This window comes from Tengunoibacter tsumagoiensis (assembly GCF_003967535.1).
GTDB lineage: Bacteria > Chloroflexota > Ktedonobacteria > Ktedonobacterales > Ktedonobacteraceae > Tengunoibacter > Tengunoibacter tsumagoiensis.
Genome location: NZ_BIFR01000001.1, coordinates 5,112,774 through 5,139,118, shown reverse-complemented (window position 1 = coordinate 5,139,118; position 26,345 = coordinate 5,112,774). Strand labels below are relative to the sequence as shown.

29 protein-coding genes are annotated in these 26,345 nt (G+C 52.4%); 13 read left to right on the top strand and 16 right to left on the bottom strand.

Annotated elements, in window-relative coordinates; all coding sequences use genetic code 11:
* Positions 1 to 45 precede the first annotated feature (45 nt).
* The gene (locus tag EL628_RS20395) at positions 46 to 1,800 is read left to right on the top strand and encodes a methyl-accepting chemotaxis protein (protein WP_126581697.1); all 1,755 of its coding nucleotides are present in this window, start codon (positions 46 to 48) and stop codon (positions 1,798 to 1,800) included.
* A gap of 267 nt (positions 1,801 to 2,067) precedes the next feature.
* Here EL628_RS20395 and EL628_RS20390 read toward each other — a convergent pair whose 3' ends face one another.
* Positions 2,068 to 2,505: a hypothetical protein gene (locus tag EL628_RS20390; RefSeq protein ID WP_126581696.1), complete on the bottom strand. Its 438-nt coding sequence runs from the start codon at positions 2,503 to 2,505 to the stop codon at positions 2,068 to 2,070.
* Positions 2,506 to 2,577: 72 nt separating this feature from the next.
* Positions 2,578 to 3,204 (bottom strand): uracil phosphoribosyltransferase, encoded by a 627-nt coding sequence (upp, locus tag EL628_RS20385; RefSeq protein WP_126581994.1) that lies wholly within the window; start codon positions 3,202 to 3,204, stop codon positions 2,578 to 2,580.
* A 329-nt stretch (positions 3,205 to 3,533) separates the two neighbouring features.
* On the opposite strand from upp, the gene EL628_RS20380 reads away from it, so the two are divergent.
* Genes EL628_RS20380 through murJ form a run of 5 tightly spaced genes read left to right on the top strand, consistent with a single transcriptional unit; the run spans position 3,534 to position 7,965 of the window.
* A complete protein-coding gene (locus EL628_RS20380; RefSeq protein ID WP_126581695.1) occupies positions 3,534 to 3,824 on the top strand; it encodes a DUF503 domain-containing protein in 291 nt (96 codons plus the stop codon).
* 4 nt (positions 3,825 to 3,828) lie between these two features.
* On the top strand, positions 3,829 to 4,611 hold the full coding sequence (locus EL628_RS20375; protein ID WP_126581694.1) for a WecB/TagA/CpsF family glycosyltransferase: 783 nt from the start codon (positions 3,829 to 3,831) through the stop codon (positions 4,609 to 4,611).
* Positions 4,608 to 5,630 (top strand): bifunctional heptose 7-phosphate kinase/heptose 1-phosphate adenyltransferase, encoded by a 1,023-nt coding sequence (locus EL628_RS20370; protein WP_161975629.1) that lies wholly within the window; start codon positions 4,608 to 4,610, stop codon positions 5,628 to 5,630. The genes EL628_RS20375 and EL628_RS20370 overlap by 4 nt, the downstream gene beginning before the upstream one ends.
* Positions 5,623 to 6,156 (top strand): adenylyltransferase/cytidyltransferase family protein, encoded by a 534-nt coding sequence (locus tag EL628_RS20365; RefSeq protein ID WP_126581692.1) that lies wholly within the window; start codon positions 5,623 to 5,625, stop codon positions 6,154 to 6,156. Before EL628_RS20370 ends, EL628_RS20365 begins: the two co-directional genes overlap by 8 nt.
* 33 nt (positions 6,157 to 6,189) lie before the next feature.
* A complete protein-coding gene (gene murJ / locus EL628_RS20360) occupies positions 6,190 to 7,965 on the top strand; it encodes a murein biosynthesis integral membrane protein MurJ (protein ID WP_161975628.1) in 1,776 nt (591 codons plus the stop codon).
* Positions 7,966 to 8,079: 114 nt separating this feature from the next.
* Here murJ and EL628_RS20355 read toward each other — a convergent pair whose 3' ends face one another.
* A complete protein-coding gene (locus EL628_RS20355) occupies positions 8,080 to 8,922 on the bottom strand; it encodes a PIG-L deacetylase family protein (RefSeq protein ID WP_126581690.1) in 843 nt (280 codons plus the stop codon).
* A 265-nt stretch (positions 8,923 to 9,187) separates the two neighbouring features.
* Here EL628_RS20355 and phoU point away from each other — a divergent pair, with 265 nt between their 5' ends.
* Positions 9,188 to 9,934, top strand: a complete 747-nt coding sequence (gene phoU / locus EL628_RS20350; protein ID WP_126581689.1) for a phosphate signaling complex protein PhoU — start codon at positions 9,188 to 9,190, stop codon at positions 9,932 to 9,934.
* 99 nt (positions 9,935 to 10,033) lie between these two features.
* Here phoU and EL628_RS20345 read toward each other — a convergent pair whose 3' ends face one another.
* The 3 genes from EL628_RS20345 to EL628_RS20335 form a co-directional block, all read right to left on the bottom strand.
* Entirely contained in the window at positions 10,034 to 10,789 is a 756-nt protein-coding gene (locus EL628_RS20345; protein WP_126581688.1) for an SGNH/GDSL hydrolase family protein, read from the bottom strand.
* 172 nt (positions 10,790 to 10,961) lie between these two features.
* Positions 10,962 to 12,407, bottom strand: a complete 1,446-nt coding sequence (locus EL628_RS20340) for an NADP-dependent isocitrate dehydrogenase (protein WP_126581687.1) — start codon at positions 12,405 to 12,407, stop codon at positions 10,962 to 10,964.
* 588 nt (positions 12,408 to 12,995) lie between these two features.
* A complete protein-coding gene (locus EL628_RS20335; protein ID WP_126581686.1) occupies positions 12,996 to 13,280 on the bottom strand; it encodes a hypothetical protein in 285 nt (94 codons plus the stop codon).
* Between the two features lie 393 nt (positions 13,281 to 13,673).
* Here EL628_RS20335 and EL628_RS20330 point away from each other — a divergent pair, with 393 nt between their 5' ends.
* From EL628_RS20330 to EL628_RS20310, 5 genes are all read left to right on the top strand, one after another.
* A complete protein-coding gene (locus EL628_RS20330; RefSeq protein ID WP_126581685.1) occupies positions 13,674 to 14,183 on the top strand; it encodes a hypothetical protein in 510 nt (169 codons plus the stop codon).
* Between the two features lie 23 nt (positions 14,184 to 14,206).
* Positions 14,207 to 15,244 carry a hypothetical protein gene (locus EL628_RS20325; RefSeq protein WP_126581684.1) on the top strand — a complete coding sequence of 346 codons (1,038 nt, stop codon included), beginning with the start codon at positions 14,207 to 14,209 and terminating at the stop codon, positions 15,242 to 15,244.
* Between the two features lie 70 nt (positions 15,245 to 15,314).
* Entirely contained in the window at positions 15,315 to 15,674 is a 360-nt protein-coding gene (locus EL628_RS20320; RefSeq protein WP_126581683.1) for a hypothetical protein, read from the top strand.
* Between the two features lie 80 nt (positions 15,675 to 15,754).
* Positions 15,755 to 16,159: a hypothetical protein gene (locus EL628_RS20315; RefSeq protein WP_126581682.1), complete on the top strand. Its 405-nt coding sequence runs from the start codon at positions 15,755 to 15,757 to the stop codon at positions 16,157 to 16,159.
* Positions 16,159 to 16,509, top strand: coding sequence for a hypothetical protein (locus EL628_RS20310; RefSeq protein ID WP_126581681.1), 351 nt, complete (start codon positions 16,159 to 16,161; stop codon positions 16,507 to 16,509). Before EL628_RS20315 ends, EL628_RS20310 begins: the two co-directional genes overlap by 1 nt.
* A gap of 236 nt (positions 16,510 to 16,745) precedes the next feature.
* Here the strand turns inward: EL628_RS20310 and EL628_RS20305 are convergent, their stop codons facing one another.
* On the bottom strand, positions 16,746 to 17,132 hold the full coding sequence (locus EL628_RS20305; RefSeq protein WP_126581680.1) for a hypothetical protein: 387 nt from the start codon (positions 17,130 to 17,132) through the stop codon (positions 16,746 to 16,748).
* The gene (locus EL628_RS31245) at positions 17,129 to 18,097 is read right to left on the bottom strand and encodes an N-acetylmuramoyl-L-alanine amidase (RefSeq protein WP_503827290.1); all 969 of its coding nucleotides are present in this window, start codon (positions 18,095 to 18,097) and stop codon (positions 17,129 to 17,131) included. Before EL628_RS31245 ends, EL628_RS20305 begins: the two co-directional genes overlap by 4 nt.
* Positions 18,098 to 18,504: 407 nt before the next feature.
* Here EL628_RS31245 and csx15 point away from each other — a divergent pair, with 407 nt between their 5' ends.
* The gene (gene csx15 / locus EL628_RS20295) at positions 18,505 to 19,098 is read left to right on the top strand and encodes a CRISPR-associated protein Csx15 (RefSeq protein WP_126581678.1); all 594 of its coding nucleotides are present in this window, start codon (positions 18,505 to 18,507) and stop codon (positions 19,096 to 19,098) included.
* A 195-nt stretch (positions 19,099 to 19,293) separates the two neighbouring features.
* Here csx15 and EL628_RS20290 read toward each other — a convergent pair whose 3' ends face one another.
* The 8 genes from EL628_RS20290 to EL628_RS20260 are packed head-to-tail and all read right to left on the bottom strand — an operon-like array spanning position 19,294 to position 26,287.
* Positions 19,294 to 19,641: a hypothetical protein gene (locus EL628_RS20290; RefSeq protein WP_126581677.1), complete on the bottom strand. Its 348-nt coding sequence runs from the start codon at positions 19,639 to 19,641 to the stop codon at positions 19,294 to 19,296.
* Positions 19,619 to 20,053: a hypothetical protein gene (locus tag EL628_RS20285; protein WP_126581676.1), complete on the bottom strand. Its 435-nt coding sequence runs from the start codon at positions 20,051 to 20,053 to the stop codon at positions 19,619 to 19,621. The genes EL628_RS20290 and EL628_RS20285 overlap by 23 nt, the downstream gene beginning before the upstream one ends.
* An 18-nt stretch (positions 20,054 to 20,071) precedes the next feature.
* Entirely contained in the window at positions 20,072 to 20,419 is a 348-nt protein-coding gene (locus EL628_RS20280) for a hypothetical protein (protein WP_126581675.1), read from the bottom strand.
* A gap of 15 nt (positions 20,420 to 20,434) precedes the next feature.
* Positions 20,435 to 21,100 carry a hypothetical protein gene (locus tag EL628_RS20275; RefSeq protein ID WP_126581674.1) on the bottom strand — a complete coding sequence of 222 codons (666 nt, stop codon included), beginning with the start codon at positions 21,098 to 21,100 and terminating at the stop codon, positions 20,435 to 20,437.
* Complete coding sequence (locus EL628_RS20270; protein WP_126581673.1) at positions 20,991 to 23,096, bottom strand: hypothetical protein; 2,106 nt, start codon at positions 23,094 to 23,096, stop codon at positions 20,991 to 20,993. The genes EL628_RS20275 and EL628_RS20270 overlap by 110 nt, the downstream gene beginning before the upstream one ends.
* A gap of 3 nt (positions 23,097 to 23,099) precedes the next feature.
* On the bottom strand, positions 23,100 to 25,721 hold the full coding sequence (locus EL628_RS20265; protein ID WP_126581672.1) for a phage tail tape measure protein: 2,622 nt from the start codon (positions 25,719 to 25,721) through the stop codon (positions 23,100 to 23,102).
* Positions 25,722 to 25,739: 18 nt separating this feature from the next.
* Complete coding sequence (locus tag EL628_RS30855) at positions 25,740 to 25,874, bottom strand: hypothetical protein (protein WP_281276550.1); 135 nt, start codon at positions 25,872 to 25,874, stop codon at positions 25,740 to 25,742.
* A gap of 11 nt (positions 25,875 to 25,885) precedes the next feature.
* Positions 25,886 to 26,287, bottom strand: a complete 402-nt coding sequence (locus tag EL628_RS20260) for a hypothetical protein (protein WP_126581671.1) — start codon at positions 26,285 to 26,287, stop codon at positions 25,886 to 25,888.
* Positions 26,288 to 26,345: the final 58 nt, after the last annotated feature.

The window sequence follows — 26,345 nt, the reverse complement described above, 5'->3', positions numbered from 1 at the left end:
TTTGAAGAAATACATAAAGAGATTGCTACAGCGTTGGAGTCGTTAATGTCAGAACGTAGACCGCAGACAAAATATATTCCATTACGTCTCCGTTTTCGTCCAGCATCGGAGTATAGTCAACTTGGACGGGAGCAGGTAGAACAATTTATGGCAACATCTGAGAATCTACAATTTAAGCAGCCGTATCTCCCATCTTTGACCCAGCTTTCGCAAGCGGAGCGGCCAGCGCAACAGATTAAAGAGCTCCTTCGCCTGGGTAATCTTTTGCGTGCTGACCTCAGCCCTGATCATGTTCTGGCGCAGATCGTCGATTCGATTGTTGCCTGTACTGGATTTCGGATGCTGGTTATTCGGTTAATTGATGAGGGTGGTTCATCGTTATCGGCGGTCGCTTTTGCGGGTTTTCTCGCTGAGCAGCAAGAGATCCTGCGTCGGAAACCTTATCCATTACAAGAGCTACGCAAGGCGATGCGCCCAGAATTTCGTATCAGCCAGAGCTATTTTATCCCTCATGAATACACAGCCAATATTTTTGCCAGTCGTGGCTTTCTGGTTAGTAAGACGCTCGAAGACTATGAGCCTGGTGGTTGGCATCCCGAGGATGCTTTTTTTGTGCCCCTCTATAGTCCACGCGAACAGAAACTGCTGGGGATTCTTTTTCTGGATGATCCCGAAGATAGCCAGGTCCCTACCATAGAGAGCGTTGAGATTGTCGAGCTGTTTGCTAATCAGGCGGCATTAGCGATTGACAATGCCTATTTATTTCAAGAGCGAGAGGCTGAACGGCTGGCTTTGGAGCAAGGGATTGCAGCGTTACGAGAAGATCTTGAGCATCTTCAGAGCGGGGATCTAAGAGTTCGTGTGCGTTCAATGCATGAGAAATTGGAGCCCGTCGCGGATGCCATTAACACAACCCTGGAGAAGATCAGTGCTATTCTATTAGGGATGCAAGCCGTCTCGCAGGCCGTTGATGAGCATTCGCATAATGTGCAACGCAACTCACAGATTCTTGTTCGTGAGACGACCCAGCAAGAGCAACAGGTCCATCAGATCTCGCATGTTATTACTGAGATTGCCAAGATGATGCAGAGCATCTTTGAGCGCACTACCTCTCTGTCTGAGATGGCCGCCGATACAAAAGCTGTCGTTAACGATGCACAGCAGAAGGTTGATCGAGCTGTGACGGGTATGGGCGATGTACGGGAAGCTACAATGCAATCAGCACGTACGATGAAGACACTGAGCGAGAGTGGTCAGGAGATCAATGAGACGATAACAGCCTTAACAGATCTCACCATGCGCATGCATCTTCTCGCTTTGAACGCAGCAATTGAGGCCACAAGGGCGGGCGAACATGGTCGTGGCTTTGCTGTGGTTGCGCAAGAGATTCGGACTCTGGCCGTCCATAGTGCTGAGGCCGCACGCAAAGTAGGAGCGTATATTCGTATTATTCAACATGAGACGAATAATGCATCCCAGAGCGTGGAGCAGAATACCCAGCAAGTTGTGCTTCAGACCGAGCTTGTTAACCAGACAGGAGTCTCGCTTGAGGCGATTGATGAAGAGACTGAGCGCCTGATGCGTTTGATTCAAGAGGTCTGTACAGTTGTTGAGAGCCAGTCGCAGAGCTCTCCCCTGATCAAAGGTGCGACCAATGAGATTTTGCGTATGATGAGTGCCGTCGGGCAAAATATGCGCGAGATGCAACAATCGGCCTCCCATCTGGTCGGATTAACAAACTCACTCCGCTCGAGCATGAGCGAGATCCGCTTACAGGATCGACCCGTAAAATCGTATTAAATCTCTCTCTAGAGACCCTCACTCATTCGAGGGTGGCAAAGAATGAAGGGATGGGGTCTGGCGTGATGGCCATGGTGCATCCCCTCATTCTTTGAATTGCCCCTCATGAGCGATTTATCGCATAAATAACGTATGGCCCATCATTCATGATGGCCGTGGCAACCCAATCATCGATGTTCCTCCCTGATGACCATGGCAACCCAATCATCGATGTTCCTCCCTGATGGCCGTGGTAACCCAATCTGCCTAGGAGGCAGGCTTATCCAATTATTTTCTCTTAGAGCGGGTCCGTTGGGGGCGTGCTTTAACCACAGGTGGCTCATATTCGCGATAAGCTTTTTTGCCGATTTTCCAGCCGAAATAGCCACAGATAATCATAGCGATGATCGCGACAAGCACCATCAAAATGCGGACAGTAGGGGCCAGCGCTCCATGTAAAAGATCGCCTAATGGAGCTGCAAAGATACGGCTCAGCAGCGGGATAACCAGACTAAGCAAAATCCCGATCATTGTACCCAGGCAACAGCCAAGAGGGCCACCATTGGCCTCTCCCTGTGCCTCAGGTGGAAGGAGCTGTTCGGGTGTAAGCTCTTCTCCATTCTTTTCGGGCTCTTCTGAGGGGACCGTAGCTTCAGAGGAAGAAACTGGTTCCGTCCCCTCGTTGTCTGTGTGCAAAGGTGAATCTGATGGTGGGTTAGTAGACACGAGTATCTATCCTTCATAGATCTAGCAAAGATCTCATTCTATTCGTCCAGGTGTTCACATATCAGGTAGAGTCTAGAATGTACCAAACTGGCGATCACCGGCATCTCCCAGGCCGGGCACGATATAACCGACATCATTGAGGCCCTCATCTAGCTCGGCAATATAAATGTCGATATCAGGATGAGCCTGACTGAGCCTGAGAAGACCGTAGGGAGCTGCAATAATGCCGATATATGAGAGTCGTGGAATATTGCGCCGTTTGAGCACATTGATCGCGTCAATAGCGGAGCCGCCCGTAGCGAGCATCGGATCAACCGCGTAACAGACCTGGAGATCGACCTCATGTGGAAGACGATTATAATATTCTAGCGCCTGGAGCGTGCGCTCATCGCGTCGCAGTCCCAGATGCCAGACCTGTACATCAGGAATAACCTGCCGAAAACCCTCTGCCAGTCCGAGCCCGGCACGTAAGACTGGTGTAACGCCAATCCCACCGGCGAGACGATACGCCTTTGTCTCCTGTAAAGGCGTCTCAATCGTCTGCTCTCTTAGAGCCAGCGAAGAGGTTGCCTCATAAGCCAGAAGCGAACCGATCTCTTTGACCAGTTGATAAAATTCTGGCGAAGCCGTGTGTCTATCGCGCAGCAGCCGCATCTTATGAGCCATAACTGGATGTTGAGAAATATGGACACGCGGCAGGTTCAGAACCTCCGCTCGTGTGGGTTGAGCAATTCCCTGCATTGGTAGCTTCGTGTGGGACTCGCCACTTGCCTCAAGCATACAAAACCCCTTCCTTCTGTAGCGACACATAATTACTGGAAATTGTATCAGAGATAGCTAGCAACGTCGAGGGCTTTCAGTTCGAACCTCTTTCAACAGAGAGCCTGCTTTTATAACCGATGAAACGAAGAGCCTGATTGAAGCAGGAAGAAAACCAGCCCATCTTTAAAGCTCCGTTTCAGAGCGGCACATAGGTAATAGGTCAAAGGAAGAGCCCACTGGACAGGGAGGTATGCTATACTAAGCACATGGTCATAGGAGCTTGCGAAATTACTTTACACCTGCCTGAATGTCACTCTTTAAAGGAGAAACGTCAGGTCATAAAATCAGTTATGGCGCGAGTACGCAACCATTTCGAGGTCGCCATTGCAGAGGTTGATGATAATGATCTCTGGCAGATTGCGAAATTCGGCGTGAGTTGTGTCAGCAATGACGGTCAGCATGCAAGCGATATATTAGAGCGTGTGCGCGAATATATTGAAGAGACGCGACCAGACCTGTTGATCTCGCAATTTGAAACAGAAATAATTAATTGGTAAGTATATGCTACAGAAGCTGAACACACCTCGGCCTGAGCTACCAGTTCCAGTCTCTGTCTTAGGAGTGCGGGTTGACCGCATCACGCAGCAGCAGGTGCTGGATTATATCATTGAGCGTATTGTCACGCAGCAGCAATCTACCCTCCTCTGTCAGCAGATCATCACTGTAAATCCCGAATTTGTTATGGCTGCGCAGCGTAATTCTGATTTTTTAACGTGTATTAATCAAGCGGCTCTGGTGGTGCCGGATGGGATAGGCATCGTCTGGGCTGCTCGTTATTTGGGGAGACCGACGCCGGAGCGGGTGACAGGGGTTGACACCGTTGTTGCCTTAGCCAGACGTTGCGCGGAAGCAGGCTATCGGCTCTATCTCTTAGGGGCGGCCCCTGGTGTGGCTGAAATTGCAGCGTCACGTTTGCAAGAGCTTGCCCCAGGACTACAGATCGCGGGGACCTATGCAGGTTCGCCCGCTGCAAGTGAAGAAGAAACCATCCTTGAACGTATTTCCAACGCCCGGGCCGACATCTTACTTGTCGCCTACGGCGCACCCGCGCAGGATCTCTGGATCAAGCGCAATCTCTCCCGGCTGCCTGTTGCGATTGCGATAGGAGTCGGGGGAACCTTTGATTTTCTGGCAGGTCGTCAGCAGCGGGCCCCGCATTGGATGCAGCGTGCGGGCCTGGAATGGCTTTATCGGCTCTACCGGGAGCCCTGGCGTTGGAGGCGTATGCTCTCCTTGCCTCTCTTTGTCATTCAGGTAGTATTGAAAGGGCGCAAATCTTTATGATGCTTGATACCCCCCCACTCTCCTCGCCACGTCTGCGCTCATTAATTGAGGCCTTTCGTGGGAAACGCGTCATGGTTATTGGAGATATGGTCGCGGATGAGTACCTGATTGGTCGTCCTTCGCGCATCTCCCGCGAGGCTCCTGTCCTGATTCTGGACCTGGATGAAGAGCGCACTGTCCCTGGCGGTGCCTGTAATGTGGCCGTCAATGCGAACTCACTGGCCGCCGAAGTTTTTCTCGCTGGCGTAACGGGAAATGATCTGCCGGGCCAGCGCCTGCGTCAGGCCATTGCCGAGCGTGGGATGCACCAGGAGGGGCTCGTTATTGACCCTTCGCGCCCCACTTCCACCAAGACGCGCATTCTTGCTGGCAGCCCTCAGATTGTACAGCAACATATTGTCCGTGTTGATCGCGTGGATAACTCTGAAGTAGATGGCCCTTATAAAGAGCAGATCATCACCTATCTCAATAAGATGCTGCCAGGCATTGATGCGATTGTTCTTTCCGACTATGAAAATGGCGTGATTAGCCCGGATATTATTGCCGCCTGTATTCCTGCTGCTCGTGCCCTCAATAAGGTCGTAGTCGTTGATTCCCATAATGAACTTTTCCGTTTCAAAGGTGTCACAGCTCTCACACCGAACCAGCCAGAAGCCGAATTGACATTGGGAATGACCATTACAAATGCCGAAGAATTAGAGGAAGCTGGCCGACGGTTACTGGAGGGGACCGACGCACAGGGAGTGCTGATCACCCGTGGTAGCGAGGGCATGAGCCTCTTTGAACGTGGGAAGCAATCGGTACATCTGCCGCTGCATCCTTTGCCCTATGCCAGCGAGATCGTTGATACCAATGGAGCGGGCGATACCGTAGCAGCGACCTTTACTCTGGCTCTTACCGCAGGTGCAAGTATGTCTGAGGCCGCCTATCTAGCCAATGCAGCGGCTGCCCTGGTTGTGCGCCGCCTGGGTTGTGCCAGCAATACACCAGAAGAATTGAAGAATATCATTCATGAGTAACAGCACATTTTCTTCGCAGAGCAAGATCTGGGAACGTACCCGGCTTGCGAATGAGATTCAGCATCGTCAGAAGGCTGGAGAGCGGGCCGTCTTTACCAACGGGTGTTTTGATCTCTTACACCTGGGCCATATTCGCTATCTACAGGAAGCACGTAGTCAGGGAGAGTTCTTGATTCTCGGGCTCAATAGTGACGAGAGCGTTAGACTGCTCAAAGGCCCGACTCGTCCGCTTGTGCCAGCGGAAGAGCGAGCAGAAATGCTGGCTGCCCTGGCCTGCATCGACTATGTCACCGTTTTTCCTGAGCGGACCGCCAACAATCTTATTGACCTGCTACGGCCTGCCATCTATGTCAAAGGGGGAGATTATGCGGGAGCGCATAGCGATGTTCCCGACACCACGCGTTTACCTGAAGCAAAAGTAGTCCAGGCCTATGGTGGTACCATACGGTTAATCCCCTATCTTCCTCATCACTCAACAACGGAGTTGATTGCCAGGATCAAACAATTGCCTGATCGAGCATCGTAGCAAGCGTCGCCTTCTATGAGGAGTAGTTGCCTAATGTCTAATGATTCTATAAAAGCTATGCAATCATCTCAAAATGATGAAGAAAATACTATCGAAGTTATTCCCATCGTTAGTAGTGGAACCAGTGGGGAGATCGAGCGGATTGTCGATGTGGAAGAGACGCCCACCCCTATAGACGTCCAGGCGGAACAGCCAAATGAGCGACGTGAACTGGTGAAATCAGCCTCGTTAGTGATGGTTGGCAACCTGGGAAGCAGCGTTATGGGTCTGGTGCGCCAGATGGTTGTGGCTGCGACAGGAACGACCATCTCGGCTCCATTCCTGGCGGCGTTCCGTCCGACACAGACTTTCTATGATTTATTGGCGAACGGCGCGGTCTCAGGAGCACTGATCCCGACGTTCAACGACTACTCAGCACCCGAGAAGCGCCAGGAATTGCGGCGGCTGGTTTTTACCCTTGTCAATCTCATGGTTCTCATCATGGGTGTTGCCGTTATCTTCTTTCTCTTTGTATCGCCCTGGTTTGTCCGCACCATTCTCGTCCCTGGCTATGATGCTAAAGCATTACAGCGGACGATCCATCTCTCGCAGATCATCTTCATTGCCTTAATTGGGTTAGGACCTTTTGCCATCTTATTAGCGGCACTTTATGCCCTGAAAGAGTTTGGCTGGCCGGCCTTTGCCACCGTAGCAGCCCATACAGGGATTATTCTGGGAGTGATTATAGGATCGGCGATTGGATTACAGCAACACGGGTACCTGGGACTTGGATTTGGTGTACTGATTGGGACGATTGGTGAACTGGCGCTCCTCTTACCGGGTTTACGGCGGCAACGGCTGACCTATATGTTCGTGTTAGATCTCAAGCATCCAGCATTGCTAAAGATCTTAAAGCTCTATGCGCCAGTGGCCTTTAGCTTTCTGGTCAGCATGATCATTGTCTTTCTGGATCAGAGCCTCTCATCTAATACACCCTGTCTGTCCTTTATACACGGAATGAGCAGAGCTAGCTGTAGCCAGGCCAATTCTGCGGCCAAAGACTTTGCAACCACCTTGATTCAATTTCCAGTTGGCTTAGTTGCAGCAGCCCTCTCATTTGCCATCCTGCCAACGCTCACAACGCACATTCGTGAGGGTCGGAATGAGCAATTTAAGGACACATTATTGTTGGGCTTTCGTCTGGGTCTGCTCCTGATGATTCCAGCGGCGGCTGGCCTCATCGTCTTGCAAGGACCGATTATTCGGCTTATTTTTGAGCATGGCAGCTATACTCCACAGCAGGCCCAGCTGGCCTCGATCGCACTCCAGAATTATGCCTATCAACTGCCATTTTTAGCAATTGACCAGTTATTAATTAGTGCTTTCTATGCGCGGAAGAATACAATTATCCCGGTCACCGTTGGTTTTGTCTCGGTAGGAGGCTATCTATTAGTCGCACTCCCATTCTGGAACACCATTGGGATGCCAGCTCTCGTCTTTGCCAATACCGTTCAAAACTCTTCGCATGCGATTATATTATTGATCCTGCTGCGTTTTGCCATTGGCCCATTGCATATGCGCAAAACGCTTCCAGCCATTGGCAAGATACTGGTAGCAACGGCCTTGATGGTGCTTGTGGCGGGAGCTTTGCTGGCGGGAATGAAGCAGATCGCATTTCTGACTTCAGATACAGTATTCGTCAACCTGATCCTTGTCGTCGTCGCTGGTGGACTGGGAGCTGCGACCTATTTTGGCGGGACAATGTTTCTAAAGGTTGAGGAGATTCACCTGTTGAAGGGAGCCATCATGGCAAAATTGGGCAAACGCTAGAGAGACTGCCAAAATCGTTGCAGCGGTGTGCTTGCAGACGTTTGCACATACAAAGTTGAACAGGGAATGCTTTGCTTCTGGCAGAGCTTCCCTTTTTTTATGTATGAACCCCATTTAAGGGACGCGTGCAAAAAGATTATTCTCACCAATGACATCGTAGCCAACACGCGAGGCCACGAGCTGAAAATATTCGGTGCTCCAGAGCTTGCGGCGGAGCTCATAGGGGAGTAAGGTGAGGAGCGTATTCGAAGTTAATTGAGTGCGATGAGCCTCCCAGGCCTTGGCTTTCCCATTCTGCCACCGTTCAACATCTAAGACATTATTGAACTGATCATCAGTAAAGCCGAGCTTCTCAATCTCAAGATCCTTGATAAAGCCCTCATAGCCCTGACCTTCCAACCATTCGGCCATCGTCACCAGTTGTCGGCGGGCAAACGAAGAATAGTACAACTTTGAGACAGCATAGGCGGGGCCAGCTTCTGGATATTGAAGCTCATCAGCAGCTGAGTGAAAAGCGCCCGTCACATACTTATAAATAGCGATATGATCGGGATGTTCATTGCCCCCCCCGGTCTCATCAAAAGTAACGATCACCTGAGGGCGAAACTCACGGATAATCGCTACCAACTGACCGATAACTTTAGCTGCGCGAGCATGGATAAAGGCTTGAGGGTCTTGATTATCTGCCGATCCGTGTGGGCCAGAATCGCGATAGCCCAGAAACCATAGATGAGGAACATGAAGGATAGCGGCGGCGGTACGTACCTCGCGTTCGCGAACCTCTCCAAGGTTTTCTGGAGTTGCTAATGAAGAGTCCGAGATTTCACCGACTTCTCCTCGCGTTGCATAAACAAGACCCGTTTCAGCTCCGTGTGCATGATACTGTTGTAGTGCACCGCTGATAATGCCCTCGTCATCGGGGTGGGCGAAGACGCCAAGTAGTCTTTTCGTTGACATAAGCTTGATCCTTCTTGTTTTGCTTGGGTGAGGTCTGCGACCTTTATCCTACTGTAGCATGTGCTAAGAATGACTGTCAATTCTGTAAGTATATTGCCCTTATCCATAAGGAATGGAACGAGTATTTAGTATAAATATCTATCTTTCCTGTGACAAATATGTTACACTATGTTTGGTGTGGTGGGTAAAATACGCCCCCTTGGCACTGAAGTAAAGAGGCCTCAGAAGCGGCTTCGGTGTACCATGAGAGCAAGGAGAGAGCAGCATGACAAGAACGACTTTAGATAGAGAGTTGAACGAGTTAGATGGTCAGATTCAGCAATTAGGCCATCTTGTCGATGATGCCCTGGGAAAAGCCCTGGAAGCATTAGAAACAGGAGATCTTGCCAAAGCTGGCCGCGTGATCGAGGCCGATTCTATTATTGATAGTTTGCGGGCCACCGTAGAAGAACATGCCGTCAGGTTGATGACCTTACAACAGCCACTGGGCCCACGCGATCTGCGTTATCTGACCTCGGCATTATCCATTGCAGGTGATCTCGAACGCATGGGCGATGGTGCTGAAGGTATTGCACAGATCTTATTGCGCATGGCCCCCTTACGTCCAAACGAGACGCCTGTAGTGATTAAGGAAGCTGACGGTGAGATTACCGAAGGCAGCGTCACACATGGTCTGCTCGAGCTTGGGAAAGAAGCCCGGCGTGTTCTCCAGGGGACAATCAAGGCCTTTAGCGAACGAAACGTTGCAGTTGCCCGGTATATCTGGGAAGAGGACGATGTTGTCGATGTCCGTTATCATCTGGTGCGCCATGATCTGATGGCGATGATGACCGGTGCACGTGCCATTCCCGCGCTACAGAATGATGCCATGGCGTTACAGCGCGTCACTTATCTGCTCTGGATTGCTCACAAGCTTGAGCGCGTAGGGGATCATTGCGGCAATATCTGTGAAAGAGTTGTCTTCACTGTCGAAGGTGAAGTCGATCTGACACCTTCTGACAAAAAAGAGTAGTGCTGCTCTCATAAAAAAAAGAATCCACTATTTGGAGACTTTATCAATAGATGAAAAGGATGCTTCTTCCCCTGTATTAAGAGGGAAGAAGCATTCTTTTTATCTATTGGCCTGAATAGCATTCCAGAAAAAATTGGCCAGCTGGACATAGCCAGCAGGACTGGGATGAAATCCGTCGCCGCTGATATACTCCGGATGTGCCGTCAGTTGACTATCTTTACTAAAAAGATCCACTACAATTACATTATAATTCTTAGCAATAGTAGATATTTTTGCGTTCCAGCGTTGAATTTCGGCTCGTGTTTTCGCCTTCTGGGCTGTGCTGCCTCCTGAGAGTGCGGGAAGCAATGTAAGATCGGGCAGATTCGCAATGACTATGCGGGCTTGAGTGCCTGCTCGCAACTGTTTGAGAAGTTTCTCAAGGTCGGGCATATACTGGTCGTATGGAACGCCACCTACAAAGTCGTTCGCTACCAGCCAGATGGTGATCAGCTGCGGTGAGGTCGAGAGAGCGATTGGTAGCTCTTGATTGATAGCTTCATGCAGACGAATGCCACTGATTCCAAGATTTATCGCATGTGAATTTTGTGAGAGGTGTGCAGAGACCAGTGGAACATAGCCTTCGGAGCCTGGTTGAGATGTGCCCACGCCTACGGCATCGGAGGCCCCCAATGCAACATAGACAACCGGTTGGGTGCTGATCTCCTGAGCTGAGACAGGTTGCGTACTTTGAACCTGTTGGGTTGGCGTTGGCGTCACTGTTGACGTCGTAGAAGCACTACAAGATGAGCAAAAAAGAGCCAGTGCCAGTAGTGGCAGAAAGGCGTGTGTAAGGAAGCGCTGATATTTTTGCATGTTTTCACAGGGTTACGTTTTCAATGACAGCAAACACAGATGTAATTCTATCATAACATACTTTTTCCTGTGCTTGCCACTTCTTCCCTTTGTCTCTGTGCGCCCTCTCATCCTTTTTCAGGTCTGGCCGGGATGAGAGGGTGCACAGATGATAGCGGTGGGATGGAAGAGGTTAAGCTCCGGAGACCGAAGAATAGCCAGCTTTTCCATCAAAGTTATAGAGGTTTTCCGTCTTGATAAAATCAAGGCCCTGCTCCGAGACTTTTTGCAGGAGAGCTGTGATCTGTGCATGAGTGATAGGCGTCTGGGAGAGGAAGCGTGAGCGCCAGTGATCAGTTGTGAAGGTCTCGGGCTGTCCATTAGGCCAGACGCGAGCGCCACGATTGCTGATGAGTGTAAGCTCTAAACCATCGTGATTGAGCGTGCTAAGAAGTTCACCCAACTGATCAGCAGTGCCAGCGGTCCAATCGAGGAATACATCGACGCCGACCAATTCTTTATTGGCTTTAGGCCGTTGAGGGCGAACCGTTTTCTCTGTCACCTGTTGTGGTGCTGATGAGTAATGTACGGGCGAGAGTGTTTGTGGTTCCTGCCCCAGGCGAGCAATGACCGCATCAGCGAACTCGCGTGTTCCAACCTTTTGTTTGCTTACCCCTTCAGCAAAGATATCGTAGGTATGAACCCCATCTTCCATCGTACGGAGCCAGGCATTATGGACCTTTGTGGCTACATCGGGTTGATTGATATGGACCAGAAGCATGACCGCAGCCAGCAGGAGTCCCGAGGGATTTGCGACATTCTGACCGGCGCGCCGTGGAGCTGAGCCATGAATAGCCTCAAACATAGCGCACTGTTCACCAATATTCGCTGAACCAGCCAGGCCAACCGACCCGGCGATCTGTGCTGCAACGTCAGAGAGAATATCGCCATAGAGATTGGGCATGACAATAACGTCAAAGGCCTCGGGGGTATCGGCTAATTTGGCGGAGCCGATATCAACGATCCAGCTCTCATTCTCAATATCGGGATATTCTTTAGCGATCTCATCAAAGACTGTATGGAACAGGCCATCTGTCTGCTTCATAATATTGTCTTTGACAAAGCAAGTAACTTTTTTACGATTATTGCTGCGGGCATATTCAAAGGCGTAGCGGACGATCTTTTCGGACCCGGGGCGGCTAATGAGCTTCAGGCACTCCATCATATCCTGAGTCTGGCGGTATTCAATGCCAGTATAGGTATCCTCTTCATTTTCGCGGACAATCACAACATTCATTTTAGGATGTTTGGTATCGACGAAAGGATAATAGGAGACGCAGGGACGGATATTGGCATAGAGGCCGAAGGTCGTGCGAGTAGTCACATTGAGACTTTTATAGCCGCCACCTTGAGGTGTGGTAATGGGAGCTTTGAGAAAGACTTTGGTGCGGCGGAGAGATTCCCAGGCGCTGGGCTCAATGCCAGCGCTGATGCCGCGGAGGTAGACCTTTTCACCGACTTCAATCTGTTCAATCTCAATCTGAGCGCCAGCGGCCTGAATAATCTTCAGGGTTGCATCCATAATCTCTGGCCCAATGCCATCGCCATGCGCTACAGTAATTGGGGTTTTATTACCCATTGAGGAGATCCTCCGTACTCACTAGCAATCATCAAGCTCTATCCGGGAGCTGATGGTGTCAGACAGTGGCTCATAGTTCTTCCTGACTAAAGGAAGAGAGCTTCTTGAAAATAACAGTATCTTAGCACAAATGATAGATGCTGCAACTGCATTGTATCACACAGTCTAGATGGCTCCAGTTCTTTTTGATGCTACGAAGAGCCCTTGTTTTACAGGATTGACCTGGATTGGCATCCTGCGTGACAGGGTCTGGAGCTGGTAATCTCCCTGAAATATGCGATGAGTACACATTGAGCCTGTACTATCGTAAATCTCTATTATATAAGATAATCCAGGCTCTCTCAGCTATTTTGCGGTGAAAAGTGAGTGAGCGCAAAATGCCGGAGGAGACCGGCAGAGGAGTCGTATTGCTAGACTAAAACTGTTCTGTATGGTACACAGACAATTTTTTTCGCTTGCCTGCTTTGGCGACGACGTACGCGTACGCGGAGGAGGATAAGGGTGGCAACGAGGGGACGGCATCATTGCCGATGAAACATCGTGGTTTGCTCATGTCGCCCTCCCTTTTGCTGTTACTATGCGTAATGGTTAGTAGGATAATACTACCATACGCTGCTCGTCTTTGTCAACGGTTTCCTCGGCGTCTTTTTTCTTTCTTTTCGCCCTCGGATTACTCAAAGATGGTTTCTTTATTTGGTCGAGATCCTCTTTGCGCCATAGCGACGCATTGTCAGTGAGCATTGCTGGTCGCAAATTCTTTCTCCTGTGCCTGAGCTGTCGGAATGCTACTGTTGAGTAGCTCGGCATCCCCCACTTCTCTGCTAAGTAGCTGGCTGCCTCTCCAGCCGACAATAATTTTTCTTCTTCGCTCATATTCCCTCCCGTATATGACACTACGTCGTAACGTAGCGTAACACATAGCCGCAGACCTGGTCAATAGTTGTTACGCTGAAATTAAAAATATCCAAGAGAGACAGAGATCTTTCTTAGATATTTTTTTAATTATTCTTCTTATTCTTCTTATTCTTTAATGTCCAAATTAGGACGCCCCCGTCCTGTCTAGCACGGGGGCGTCCTAATTTGGACGGGGGCGTCCTGTCTAGCACGGGGGCGTCCTAATTTGGACGGCTGAAAATGGCTTTTTCGTCTAAAAAACTCATGCAAAAACTCATAGGAATACCTATTGACATCACCCACCGTAACGGTTATACTGTGATTAACCGTTACGGATAGTTACGGTTAAATCAATCAAAGGGGTGCAAAAAAATGACAACAACACTACGACGATCGGCCAAGATCTCCACGAGTGGCTATGGATACGTCGCCATCAAATGCGATCACATCCACGCAGCGACAAATTCCATCCGCTGCGTCGCAAAAAAGGACATGGTTGTCCAGGGGACCAATGGAGCCGAGGTCCATCTGCGATTCGGCGATGTCTTCTATCTGATTCGCTCAGCAAGCCTTGGTGACAACATGTTCTACGTTGTCCTGGCGGATGCTCGAGGAGCGAAGAAATGCAGTTGTCCCGCTCGCAAGCCTTGTAAGCACGAGATCAAGGTGAGCGACCTGGTCGCAGCTCGTCCGAGTGAGCAGCGCGCTATCTCATCGCTGCCGACTTTGCTGCCGACTTTAACTCCGCGCCAGCAAGAGCGTATCGATCTCCTCATCGATGTTTATCCAGATGGCCCTAGCTCCGATCCCCGGCAGGCAGCCAGCAGCATCGAGGAACGTGGAAGCCTCAATGGCTCGAGAGCGTTCAGCATACTTCGTTAAAATTCATAGTAGTATAGATTAGCGTGGATTCGCGGACGATTGCGAATCCACGAAGAGGAGCAGGGATAATGGCGAAATTAGCACGCGACGTACAGCACAACGGCTACCAGGCGCTCTATGAACCGGCGGTGAGTACAGCAGTGACGACTGTGACGAGCACAGAAATTATGAGCGAATCAATACACGAGGCATTGCATTTAGGAACGCCATTTATCAGCGTCGCAAAGCGCGGCGGGTCATCGCTGAGCCAGCATCGGTTGAGCTGGTTTACGGGAAACAATAAGGCTCGAGGCCTGGATGGTCGGGCGCTGCCTGATATCGCGGGGTGGGCAATCGAGCAGCCAGACTTGGATGAAACCGGACTACCAGAGGACTATGAGCTCTACGATGCAATGGCGCTCCTCGTTCAGCGTGGTTTGGCCGCAGAGTGTGTTGTACTTCATCCCGACGATTCCGGCAAACCGCGACCAGTGCGATATTGGGCAATGCCACAACTCGGACTATTCGTGGTATGCGAAGGGGTGCCATCAAAGCAAGAGATGCTCCGCGATCCTGCTGAGAGATGGGGTGTGGCCTATGCCTGGCCGCAGGGCCGAAGCTCAGAATTGCATTTGATTGCATTTTCAAAGGAGTTGATGGATGCAGGATACTGTTATCCATTATCGGTAAAGTTCAGCTCCTACTGTACGGATAGAGCACTAGCCTGCTTAAAGGCTCACGAGCGCGTCCTCAACGTGGCAGATAAGTTCCGAGAAGAAGCAGGAGAGCACATCGGCGCTGCGTACTATGCCTATGCATTGCCGATCGGCGTATCTCCTCGCAGTATCACAGCTGGCAAGGACGCCGGCAAAACCAAGGAGATCTATTACCCTTTCCCTGTAGTCCCTAGACAGATTGATTTACAATACCTGTCCAGTGTCGCGATCAGTCGCGATCAGGCTTTGTTGCTAGAGGAAGACGGTCGCGTCGAGCGCACCGTCGCCTGGTCGGTGGAAAAATCCAGGAGAATTATGGCTGGCAATGAAGCCAGTGAGGTCAACGACGAGGATCATCCATTCTAAGTATTGTTTCGTTTCGTTTAGTTGCGTGCCCCCGGCTAGTTCCTGGGGGCTAATCAAAGGGGTGCATATTATGGTTCATTTAACTGCGTCGTCACTGGACGACCAGGCAGCACAGCTTATTGCTCGTGCCGGCGGCCAAGTCGAGAAATCCCTGGAAAACGATACTATCACCATCACCGTCCATCTCCCTGCGAGCGCAGAGGTCAATCTGGTCTATCCAGGACTCTCTGATATTACTATTGATGTATCTCCACATCACAAAGTATTCCTAAAGTTTGAGGATACTGTCATCTACATTGTGGGCGAGGCCATCAGTGGCCCCATCGCCCTCTGTCCCAACTGCCACCGACCAGGAGTATTAGACTGCGAAGGACCTGGAGAGACGCCGATCTGCTTCGCATGCTTTGTCATTAACGTTGTTGTTGCTTAGTCTTTCTTCCGTTTCCTTGTTTTGTTTGTTTTGTCATCGCGGCGCAATCGACAAGCGCCGCGACATCAAAGGGGTGCTAAATGAAGATTACCATTACTGCTATCGTGCGATTTGCAGTCAGCGGGTTTGCCGCGACAATCCAGATCCAGGCGAGAAATATCGACGCCGTGACCTTGACAATTATCCATGAGTCGATGGTAGAAACGCAGGCGCATGATCTCATCGGTTGCGAGGTTGGCTCGCCGATTTCAGTGACAGACCGCGAATCGGTAACTATGATTGCGCGCGCCGAGGGGCGCATCATTGGAAGTGGCATTTTCGAGATTTGCACCGACATGGCGGAGAGCATTGGCCAGCTGCTTGTAGCGCAGGGCCTGAGCAATATCCTCATCATTCAAGAAGAGGATCAAGAGGATCAAGAGGATCAAGCGGATCAAGCGGATCAAGAGCACCAGGCCACGCGCGAGAAAGCGCAGGTGCTTTAATGCGTCGTCCAGACACTACTGAGATCAACTTGCTGGCGATCAAGGTCGCGATGAAATCATCGCAATCTGCGCAGCCTGCGCTCAGTGCTCGACAGATGGCTTATGCCATATTTATGGCTGCCATGGAGTTCTATTGCGCAAATCCATCGATTACTATGCCTGGCGAAGTACGAGCGACTATTGCCGCAGCCTATAACGAGGCGATCAGCGGAGATGGTAAATTTCATTGCATTTTTTGCTTTAGCGTGGTCATCGCAGCCAGTGAGGCGGGCAAAGACCCACAAGTTTCGCAGGTGCTAGCCGGTATCCGCGCTGACCTGGACGCCATTCTTTGCAACGCCATGGCTTAAGCACTAAGACAACGAACAACAAGACACCTGGGAAGTCAGCATTCCGACGCTACTTCCCAGGTGTCTTTTTAGTTGCGAGGATACAATATGTCCGTTTCCACTTTGTCCTGTGTATGTCCTTCATCATAGTAGCATCCTCATTGATCGCCGTCAATCCTCGAGTACCAATGCACAAAGAGAGACCTGGATCTCTCCAGGCCTCATAAAAAAAGCGGCGACGAGCTGTGCGAGGTAAGCTACGGTCCGCTTATCGGCTTCATTGGCGCGGTGTCGGCGGTTGCGATCTTGTTCGCGTCGGTGACAGTGGGGACCTTTGAGGCAGGCAATATCGGAGCAATGGGCGATGGCCTGGCGAGGAGAAATCTATAGAGCGGTGCCAGAACGCCACACTTGATCAGAGCGTAGCAATACGCGACGATGAGCATAAAATCTATGGATAGATCCCCGACCAGGCGATCTGTAAACATTGCAGCCAATGCAGCACAGGCAATCATGACAACGGCGCTGATGAGCGCGTTGATCCATGGGGCCAGAGTGTCCTGGCTGAGCCATCCAGCTATGACCGTAACAAGCAGAGGCAGGAGCAAAAGCACCGAATCAGGGAGAGTAGGGATGGTCGTCATTTTGCCTCCAGGTCGGCGAGCGCTGCTGCTGCTGCCACGTTGATCTCCTGGATCTCCTTGATCGCATCGACAACCTTTGGATTGATTGCTTGTGCTGAGAGCTGCGCCTGAAGCGACGAGATCTGAGCCTGAAGTGATGAGATCTGCGTGTGTGCAGCGTCCAGCTGCGATTGCAATGCGTAGATCTCCGCGCCGAGCTGCGACTCCTGGATGACGCCGGTTGCCGGAGTCCACCACAACAGGCTATGGACAAAGCATTGGATCTGACCCGCGCCAAAATTGGGCGCATGGGCCTGCACCGGATCGCGATGTTGCTCCAGGCTGAGCGGGACGTCGTCGCTGCTCCAGTTATGCGACAACACCCAATCGCGGAATCCTTGCGTAATGCTGATGCCATTCGGCGCGATCAGCGTATGGCCATCATCGCGCCAGGCTGTTGGTATTCCTCCCATTGTATTTGCACCCCTTTGATTTAGGTATAAAAACAACTCTTGTAACGGGTAATTACCTGGACACCTCGCCCTGGACTGCGGCGCTATGTCCTTGTGTCCGATGATTCCACCGCCTGCGTCGCCTGGCCGCATTGGTATGCGGTGACGTTGGCAGATATCAGCGATCAGCCCAAAGCTCGCCAACTTCTGCGCCACTGTGAGCGGTGTCGAATTGTCTGGCGACGGGTCAATGTGCTCGATACTAATTGTGCACAAATTGAGATTGATGGCTGGCAGCCATGGTGCATGACCAGGCTCGACGCAGCAATTCGCCGCCGCGCCATCACCCTCGCCGACACATTGAACGATCTCGCCATCTAGACCGACAATGTAATGTGACGAGGTCATGAGCGGCGTCGTCGCAAAGTAATTGGCGCATTCGCGGGCTGTTTGGAATCCAGCGGTCTTGTGGATGACAATCCATCGCGGTGCTGGATTGCCAGCGATAAATACGCGAGTTTGATCTACGAGCATCGGAATAATAAACATTGGAGGTTGTCGTCTCCTATATAATCATTGATTATACAATGCAAATGCATTATCTTGCAAATCCATTGCATACAACTAGACATTTGCAATGATTGTCTAATTGTACACATCGTATAGATCGTACAGATCTTACAGATCGTATACAACATTTATGCATAATTATTGTGCTCTAATGTGCAATAATGCTATTAAATGTTGATAACAATGTGGATAAGTGTTCACTTTGTCCACATTATACCACAATAAGCTGTACAATGTATCCATATAAAATCTTAATATTATCTTAATGACACTGGCGCAATCGCCAGGAATAGGACATTCGCGCGCTGCATTGCTCGTGGCGCACGCCATAGAATATAATGATTGAAAATACAAAATAAACGGAGGCGCACATGCCTATTCTTATAAATTTCTCTCATCCCTTATCACCGGAGACCAAACAACAAATATTTCAATCGATCGCAGACGTCGAGATTCGCGCTGTGGTAGTGCAGATCAACCATGATCTCAGCATGGCGTCGCAAATCAGCAAGATCGTTGACAGTACTGCGCTGAGCGGCGACGAGTGGCGCAATGACCTCTATGTCATTATGCCAGGCTATGCACCAGCTGCGACTGTGCTGCTCGCGGCCATAGCTGGTCGTCACGGTCGTCTGCCATTCCTGGTCGCGCTGCGTCCTGTGCCTGGTGCGACGCCAATGAGATATGAGTTGGCTGATGCTGTTGACCTGGAAGCTTTCAGCAAGCAGCAAAATCTCTATCAAACTGCTGTCAATGACGGTCGCGAAGATGCGACCGCAGACTACTCGGAATATTCTGAGAGCAAAGATCGCGAAGAGATTGCATCATTCTGCCAGGACAAAGTGCGCGAGGTCGAGAAAAAATCTGGAGAGCTCTCGGCCATCGATTACAAAAAAAGCTATATTGCTGGATACATGGAAAAAACAGCGCAGCTCGAACAAGAGCGCCCGAAAAAAATCAACTAAGCCCTTTGGCCAGGCTGCTCTCTTGGACAGCCTGACCAATATTGTTCACGGAAGTCATAGAACAGTCCGGCTTTATCGTTATCCGAACAAAGGTGCCACGCAGCAATGCATCGCTTTATCGCATTGCCTGGCCCACAGCGCAAGAGCAATAAAATCAACGAAAGCCCTGGTCTGCGTTGTGCAGCCAGAGCTTTCTTAGTGCCAGTGCGGTGCAATCAGCGTGATCACCCCGATGATAGTGCTGATTGCCAGGCCAGCGGCACCAACCAGACAGCCACCGACCGTCATGGCCGTCCCCGTCCAGGCCTGCGCTTCCGCCGGCTTTTTGCGTAAATCGTTGATATCACCCCGGATCTCCCCGATAGTGGCGTTGAATAGCTCGGTGCTGACCTTCGTCGAAATCATCGCTTCAACCTCAGCCCGCGTTGGCCTCTGTCGCACTTCGATGAGCAGCTGCTGCAATGAGACCTGCACCTCTTTGATATTCCCCGACATTTCTCCGCGCCAGGCATCAACCGGGCTATGATTCTGCTGTGGAGTCATCGTCCATCTCCTTCTCCTTCTCGTCAGCGCTGCTCTTCGGCGCGATGTAACGTTTGCCATGCGCTTCCAGGTGCTTCGCGAATTCCTGGTGCCTCGCAAAAAACGGATTTGCGCCGATTGGCCGCAGCGCAGGAATCATCACTGGTATAGGCTCGCCGGTTAGCGCATGAGGCAAGGTCATTTCTTCGGGCACCATGCCGTACTGGATGGCGTTGGTCGCGGCGAGCTCCTCGGGTGTGAATGCGACGCGGACGAACATCCGCGATCCGCAGCTGCATGGTGGTAGCGCAACGAGATCGTGGTTGACGAAGTAAATATCGTCGTGGCTGACGTGCGCCTGGAGCGGTTTGCAGGCCTTGTGATGACAGCGCCAGTGGATGGAGCCGTCATCGTGGATGGCGTGGAGTCCCATGATGTACCTCTCTCTAATCTAATATTGGATGGTGTAGTTGCCACCGACCGACCAGGAGAGCGACGCGCCAGTGCCGCTCGTATTTACCTGGAATCCATTGGCCGTAAGGTGGCCAGCAACGGCGGTATTGCATCCGCCCGCAACGTGGCCCATATCCGCCTCATCAATAGTGATGGAGACTGGCGTCGATGTCCTCGAGAGACTTGGAATGTAATTGCTGGCATTGGCCCCGGACGCATATGAACTGCCGATCAGAAAGTATTTTCCGGTCTCGGTCGATCCTGATGGTCGCTGAAGCACGTTGACGAGCTGATTGATGTCGGCAGCCAGAACAGTGTTGCCGGTGGTGACGGTATTGAGTGCCATGGTGTGTGGTCTCCATTATTGAAGCGAGATCAGATAATCGTTGGTGATCGGCGTGCCGTTGGGCTTGGTATATGCGTAGAGCGTGTGGGTCATGAGGGTACCACTGCCGATCGTCGATGTTGCATTGATGCCGTAGAGGCCGGCATTAGTGTAGGTGCCATTGGCCTGCGACGGGCCGAAGTATGTTGAGATATCGATCTGGGTTCCTGTGATCGTCTGCGAGCCAGGCACAGCTCTGAAGATCTCTGTTTGCACCGAGGTGTCACCTGGACTCACTGCGTTGATCGGAAAAGTCCCGACCGCGAAGAATTGAGCAAAGCCGAGCGTGGTGGCCGTCGAGCTGCCAATGTAGGTCAGCAATTGAGCGCGGCCAGCGCTGGTCAGCACATTCTTGTGTTCGTAGACCGTGTAGCGATCTCGCTCATTCGCTGCTAGTCTCGGCCACCACTCCATAAAGTCCGTGAGATCGCAGTCTCGCGGTAGTTCGCGGACACGCACCAGGCCACTGAAGCGCAAGGTGTCGCCTGGTGCGACGATGCGCACAATGCAACTGCGAATATTGTCGATGATATTAGCCATAGATCGTTGATCTCCCGTATTGTGCCGTCGATCCATAGAGACCGGTCGCGCCACCGTATGCGCAGGAACCATAGTGGCCGGTCCCGTACACTGATGTCGCATAGGCCGTCTGCACCGTGGCCGAGATTGCGTCGCGCCAGGCGATAATTTCCGACGCGACGACATCGATCTGCTGTGGAGTGGTGATGTTGAGCGTCGTGGTACTGCGGTTGAGCGCTTTGTTTGCGTTGCGGATGTGATCGATGAGTCCTGGCTGGTAGGCACCGAGCTGGTAGGCGTATTCGTTAATGCCATTGCCGAGATAGCTGGCATCGATCGATTGCACCGTATATGGCTGATTGATGATACCGCTCAGCATATGAGTGAGGTAAATGATGCTACCAGCTGGGGCGAAGTGGTCGCTTTTCAGCTTGATGATGGTGCGCGGCTGGCTATACTTCGTCAGCTCAGCCAATCCGCGCGTGGTCGCCGACACCAGTGTAATCAAGTTAGTATCGTTGACTTTGCTATCATAATTCGGCACCGCATACCCTGGTGCCACAGCAGGCCTGGAACCACTGACGCTCTGCGTCGCGACGGGTGCTTCGTACGTATAAGTGCAGATGACGTTGTTGGTGCCGCTGCCCGGAGCGCTCTGGAACGTCAGCGTCTTATTGGCTTTGTCGATGAGCGCTACAATGCCACCACTGCCGAGCGTATCGCGGCCTGCGACGCCAGTAGTTTGCGCCGATCCGCCAACCGTCACCGATTGAACATTGAACGGCGACTGCGACAGTGCAAAGACCTTTGTTGATCCGTTGCCACTGAATGTATCGGAGATTGCCGGTGCGATGAACTTGCCGCCCGTCACCTTGACGCGACGTTTTAGTTGGGTGCCGTCGGACTCCAGAGAAAAGTCGTAGTAGTTGAACAGCGAGGCATTGTCCGGTGTCTCGCTCGTCAATGCGAACAGTGCCGCCGTGTAGAACGCGGTGTTATAGCGGATCGCATAGTAATAATCTATGTAATACACAAAGCCGCTTTGATCCACCAGGCCATTAAGGATCTCGCGCAGTGTATTGTCGGAGTAGCTCACCGAATCGATGTATGCACCGCGCTGCACTGGCGCAGCCGACGAATTATTCGGCGCGGCCAGGCTGATCTGGCCAGCGAAGTTATTGCTCACGACCGATGTGATGATCTGGTCGTCGTATTGGCCAGTGTAAATCGCATTGATCAAACCGTTTTCAAGCAACGCGCCTGGCCCGGCGATGCTGAGTTGCCATATCCGATTCGGGCCGTCGTAGGTGATCACGTAGTCGTCGATCGTGCCCGCGAAGACGCGGCACTGCCTCGAGAACGTGCCGTCGGGCATCTGCGCACTGCCGACCTGCGCAATGTTGTTGTCGGCGGTTGGGTAGGTCACACCACGAGCAAGCGAGGTAAACCACATCGGCTCAGCCTGCGGAGATCCAAAGACCACGACGCCGCTATTGGACCCGCCGACCGTCGTAGTCCCCCCAAAGCTGGCCTTGAGTGCCGTTGCGGTCGCTGGTGCGGTGCCGACGACCGTGATTTGCTGCTGCTGATTGTTGCCAAGCGCTGCTATAGTCGTGGTCGTTGCCCCACCGATGACGTTACCGCTAGCATCGATAAAGTCGAGCTGGAGGAATGCGTTGGCGTTGACGAGCGGCGTGGTCATGAGCATGTACATCGAAAACATGTACTGCTGGCCTGGCCGAACGTGGCCAGCCGGGCAAATCTGGCCGTAGGAGCCACTGCCGAGCGCCGAATTGTTGAATGTCATCGTCGGATTGACGGCCACCGTGATCAATGAACTCAACGCGCCAGCAGCGGTCCATGGGCTCACATTGGGCATGCCGATCAGCACATTATGCGATGGCGTCGTTGGCACTGCGCGGCCACTGGACGTATAGGTCGGTGTCGCGTTCTCGTCGAAGATGATGACTTCCTGACCGATGCTGAAGCTGAACTGCGAGCCGATATCAGTGACTTCGAGGCCGGCGCGTGGCTGCGGATCGCTGATCGCGCTGTGGATCGAAATCGATGGAAATTCGATGTAGTCGGTGTAGTCGAAGCCATTTATCACAGTAAACAAAGCTCAGCTCCTTCCGCCGCTGGTCACGGTCACCAGATTACCGCTGCGTCTCAGCTCACGGCTCAGCTTATCCAGCACCATATCAGCGATCTCATTGGCCTCGTTGCGTGTCCTAGCTGGCGCATTGACCGTGATGTTGATCACGGTACCGCTACCGCCGCCACTCAATGCCGCAGTGCCACCCGACGTCGTCACACCGGACGCGCCAGGCTGGCCGAGCACTGCGACGTGTTGCGCTGTGACCTGCATGGTGGCGTCGAGGATTGGCAGTGCGCTCTTGACGCTTTCGCTGAAGCCACTGATCAAGCCTGGGCCCCACGTCATCAGCTCAGATCCAGGGCCCTCCTTCGCGGGCGAATGGAATCCGAGAAATGAGGCAACCTTGCCGGCGATGTCAGAGGCAGCCTGGCCGACGTTGCTGGCCATGTTTTTGATGCCGTTGATGAAGCCCTGGATCAGGTTGGTTCCCCAGGTTGTCGCGGATGTTGCCAGCGAAGAGAACCAGGTGCTTATGGAAGTCCATAGGTCGCCGAGTGGTTTGGACAGGTACGTCGTCCAGATCGCCGAGAAAACCGAGGCCACTGCGGACCAGGCAGTCTTCGCCAGATCTGCGAAGCTATTCCACTTGTCGGAGATCCACGATGATATCGTCGTCCAGATCGCGACGAGCCAGGACCACACGATCTGCACTGCAACCATGATGGCCGTTGTGATCGTTGCCCATCCACGAGTCGTCGCATCGGACAAAAACGTCCAGGCGGCGACGATCCAATCGACGGCACTTTGCCATGCTGACATCAGCCAGGCTATCGCTATTTTGACGGCGGCGACGATGGCATCACAGAGCATCTGGAAATAGATGTTGTGCTGGTAGAGCCAGACAAAGAGCGCCGCGATGGCCAGGATCGGGCCAAACAAGACGATGAGCAACACCGCTACGGCGATCTTCGCGGCGTTCACGATAAAATTCCACGCCGCCTGCATGGCTTGCTGAATGCCATGCCAGATGTTGATGAAAAATGCGCCCACTGCATGCATTGCATCTTGGAACCACGCTGAGAACGCCGCCCACACAGTCTGCAACCATTTGATGATGTCCCCCCAGTGCTGCACTGCCATGATTATCGCGAAAACGACGAGTGCCACCGCTGCGCCGATCGCAACGAATGGCCAGATGGCGGCCAATGTTGCCACGGCAGCCGCGCCAGCTGCGACCGCCCATGTCCAAAATGAGGCTATCAGCGCTGGAAGCAACGTCGCTAGATAAATCGCAAGTCCAGCGGCCAGACCTGCGAGCGCGGCGAGCAATGCGTCGGTGGCGACCTGGCTATGCTGGAAAAAGGCAACGATCTGCACAATGGCAGAGACAAGCGATGCTATATCCCTGGCCACGGTGACAATAACCTGCGACAGCACTGAGATGGTCGCAGTGAGTGCGGACGCGACGGCCTCGAGGACATGATGCTGCGTCGCCCACTCTGAAAATTGAGAGATGAGCGGTGTGACCTGCGCCATGAGCTGAGAAAGCACCGGTAGCAATGCGGACCCAACTTTAATGAGCAGCGCATTGAGAGCCTGCTGTGCCTGGCCGACCTGGAAATTGAAGTCTTTTTGTACCAGGCTCCAGCCCTGCACCGAATCGCCGCCGCTCTTCATCGCCTTGCCAATCGAGTCGACATTGCCCTCAAAGGTCTTCATGTTTTGCCCACCGAGCATCAGCGCCACATTGTATCCAGTGGCACCACCGACAATGTGTTTAAAGGCATTCACCGCCTCGACGCTCCCTGCTGGAAACTTTGAGCCGACGTGATCCTCGACCATTTGCAGTGCTGCGGATAGGCCCTGATTTTGCAATGTGTCTTTGAGATCCTGTGCCGACAGACCAACGGCTTTCATGCTTTTCTCAGCGGCAGCGTTGGGCGCGGCCAGGCTGCGGATCGTATTCGCGAGGTTCTGCGACGCTTGCTGCGCTCCCATGCCAGCGTTGGTCATCGTCGCGATGGCCCCGCCAACCTGCGGAAATGAGATACCGAGCGAAGAGGCCAGAGGGAGCACTGAACCCATTGAAGACGCGAGATCCTGGAGATGTGTTTTTCCCGAGGCAACTGTGGTGATCAATGCATTCGTTGCTGACGCGGCCTCGGTGGCTGGCAGGTGGTAATCAGTGAGAATCGTGGTGACTGCGTTAGCCGTGACACCGAGATCCGCAGATCCAACCTTCGCCCCCTCAGCTGCCGCCTGGAGCACTTTGAGTCCATCGGCACCATGGATACCACTGCTTTCAATGAGATACATGCCGTCCGTGAGCTGCTTCGTGCTCGTCGCTGTCTTCACAGAGAGATCCAGGATGCCATCGCCGACTGCCTTGAGGTTCGCCTGAGCTTCGCCCGCGCCAGTCACAAGAGATGTGAGTCCTTCCTGGAAGTCGCCAGCCATCTTCGTCGCCTGAACACCAACGCCAACCGCAGCCGCGCCAACACCAAGCAGGACCGCACCGGCAGCCGATGCTGCTGCGGTGACATTTCCGCTGCCGAGCGATGCCAACGCGCCGCCAATATTTTTGACGACGTTGCTGGCCATGTCCACGGCGGCGACATTGATTGCGAGGTTGAGGTTGTCTGACACGGTGATCTCCAGGGGATGCTAAGAGGACGGTGTATTGTCTTTATTGGCGTCGTATTCAGCCTGGCGCATCGCCGACCATTCCTCGATCTGTTCGGCGACGACGCCACGTGGCGCGCTTCGATATTGTTGCCAGCCACCGAAGCGCTGCATCATGACTGCGTCGATTACTTGCTGTGGGACGCGGTTGCTACGACCTCGATGCCATGCGTAGCACTCGTCGTAGATTCTTTTTTTTCCTCAGCGGACAGAGGAGCGCTGATGGCTTCGATCTCGTCGAAGATAAATTTGGAGTCGGCGCGATCCAGGCCGCGAATGCTCTGCTCATTGAGCGGCAGGGGGCGATTCTGGTCGTCCGTGAGTGTCCAGGAGACGATGCCGCGCTGGAGGGTGAGGCGTTTGACGCGGCCAGTGTGGAGATGGACCTGGCTGTTCGCGTTGACGCTGGCGATCTCATCCTGGATCTGCTCTTCGTCTTCAGTGTTGAGACTTCGAATGATAACGACTTCGTGGGCGTCCCAGTGGTCGGCGCGGATTTGCTTGGTTGCGATGCTTTTGCGTCGAGACATATCAATGTGTTCCTTTATATATGCAGTGAGAGTTGAAGTAATGAGTACGCCAGCGAAG

What these genes read in the sequence shown, in the direction of transcription:
- EL628_RS20395 (WP_126581697.1), top strand. Translation starts at nt 46, where the DNA reads ATGTCAGAACGTAGACCGCAGACAAAATATATTCCATTACGTCTCCGT.
- EL628_RS20380 (WP_126581695.1), top strand. Translation starts at nt 3,534, where the DNA reads ATGGTCATAGGAGCTTGCGAAATTACTTTACACCTGCCTGAATGTCAC.
- EL628_RS20375 (WP_126581694.1), top strand. Translation starts at nt 3,829, where the DNA reads ATGCTACAGAAGCTGAACACACCTCGGCCTGAGCTACCAGTTCCAGTC.
- EL628_RS20370 (WP_161975629.1), top strand. Translation starts at nt 4,608, where the DNA reads ATGATGCTTGATACCCCCCCACTCTCCTCGCCACGTCTGCGCTCATTA.
- EL628_RS20365 (WP_126581692.1), top strand. Translation starts at nt 5,623, where the DNA reads ATGAGTAACAGCACATTTTCTTCGCAGAGCAAGATCTGGGAACGTACC.
- murJ (WP_161975628.1), top strand. Translation starts at nt 6,190, where the DNA reads ATGTCTAATGATTCTATAAAAGCTATGCAATCATCTCAAAATGATGAA.
- EL628_RS20355 (WP_126581690.1), bottom strand. Translation starts at nt 8,922, where the DNA reads ATGTCAACGAAAAGACTACTTGGCGTCTTCGCCCACCCCGATGACGAG.
- phoU (WP_126581689.1), top strand. Translation starts at nt 9,188, where the DNA reads ATGACAAGAACGACTTTAGATAGAGAGTTGAACGAGTTAGATGGTCAG.
- EL628_RS20345 (WP_126581688.1), bottom strand. Translation starts at nt 10,789, where the DNA reads ATGCAAAAATATCAGCGCTTCCTTACACACGCCTTTCTGCCACTACTG.
- EL628_RS20340 (WP_126581687.1), bottom strand. Translation starts at nt 12,407, where the DNA reads ATGGGTAATAAAACCCCAATTACTGTAGCGCATGGCGATGGCATTGGG.
- EL628_RS20335 (WP_126581686.1), bottom strand. Translation starts at nt 13,280, where the DNA reads ATGAGCGAAGAAGAAAAATTATTGTCGGCTGGAGAGGCAGCCAGCTAC.
- EL628_RS20330 (WP_126581685.1), top strand. Translation starts at nt 13,674, where the DNA reads ATGACAACAACACTACGACGATCGGCCAAGATCTCCACGAGTGGCTAT.
- EL628_RS20320 (WP_126581683.1), top strand. Translation starts at nt 15,315, where the DNA reads ATGGTTCATTTAACTGCGTCGTCACTGGACGACCAGGCAGCACAGCTT.
- EL628_RS20315 (WP_126581682.1), top strand. Translation starts at nt 15,755, where the DNA reads ATGAAGATTACCATTACTGCTATCGTGCGATTTGCAGTCAGCGGGTTT.
- EL628_RS20310 (WP_126581681.1), top strand. Translation starts at nt 16,159, where the DNA reads ATGCGTCGTCCAGACACTACTGAGATCAACTTGCTGGCGATCAAGGTC.
- EL628_RS20305 (WP_126581680.1), bottom strand. Translation starts at nt 17,132, where the DNA reads ATGACGACCATCCCTACTCTCCCTGATTCGGTGCTTTTGCTCCTGCCT.
- EL628_RS31245 (WP_503827290.1), bottom strand. Translation starts at nt 18,097, where the DNA reads ATGCTCGTAGATCAAACTCGCGTATTTATCGCTGGCAATCCAGCACCG.
- csx15 (WP_126581678.1), top strand. Translation starts at nt 18,505, where the DNA reads ATGCCTATTCTTATAAATTTCTCTCATCCCTTATCACCGGAGACCAAA.
- EL628_RS20290 (WP_126581677.1), bottom strand. Translation starts at nt 19,641, where the DNA reads ATGACTCCACAGCAGAATCATAGCCCGGTTGATGCCTGGCGCGGAGAA.
- EL628_RS20285 (WP_126581676.1), bottom strand. Translation starts at nt 20,053, where the DNA reads ATGGGACTCCACGCCATCCACGATGACGGCTCCATCCACTGGCGCTGT.
- EL628_RS20280 (WP_126581675.1), bottom strand. Translation starts at nt 20,419, where the DNA reads ATGGCACTCAATACCGTCACCACCGGCAACACTGTTCTGGCTGCCGAC.
- EL628_RS20275 (WP_126581674.1), bottom strand. Translation starts at nt 21,100, where the DNA reads ATGCGACATCAGTGTACGGGACCGGCCACTATGGTTCCTGCGCATACG.
- EL628_RS30855 (WP_281276550.1), bottom strand. Translation starts at nt 25,874, where the DNA reads ATGATGCAGCGCTTCGGTGGCTGGCAACAATATCGAAGCGCGCCACGT.
- EL628_RS20260 (WP_126581671.1), bottom strand. Translation starts at nt 26,287, where the DNA reads ATGTCTCGACGCAAAAGCATCGCAACCAAGCAAATCCGCGCCGACCAC.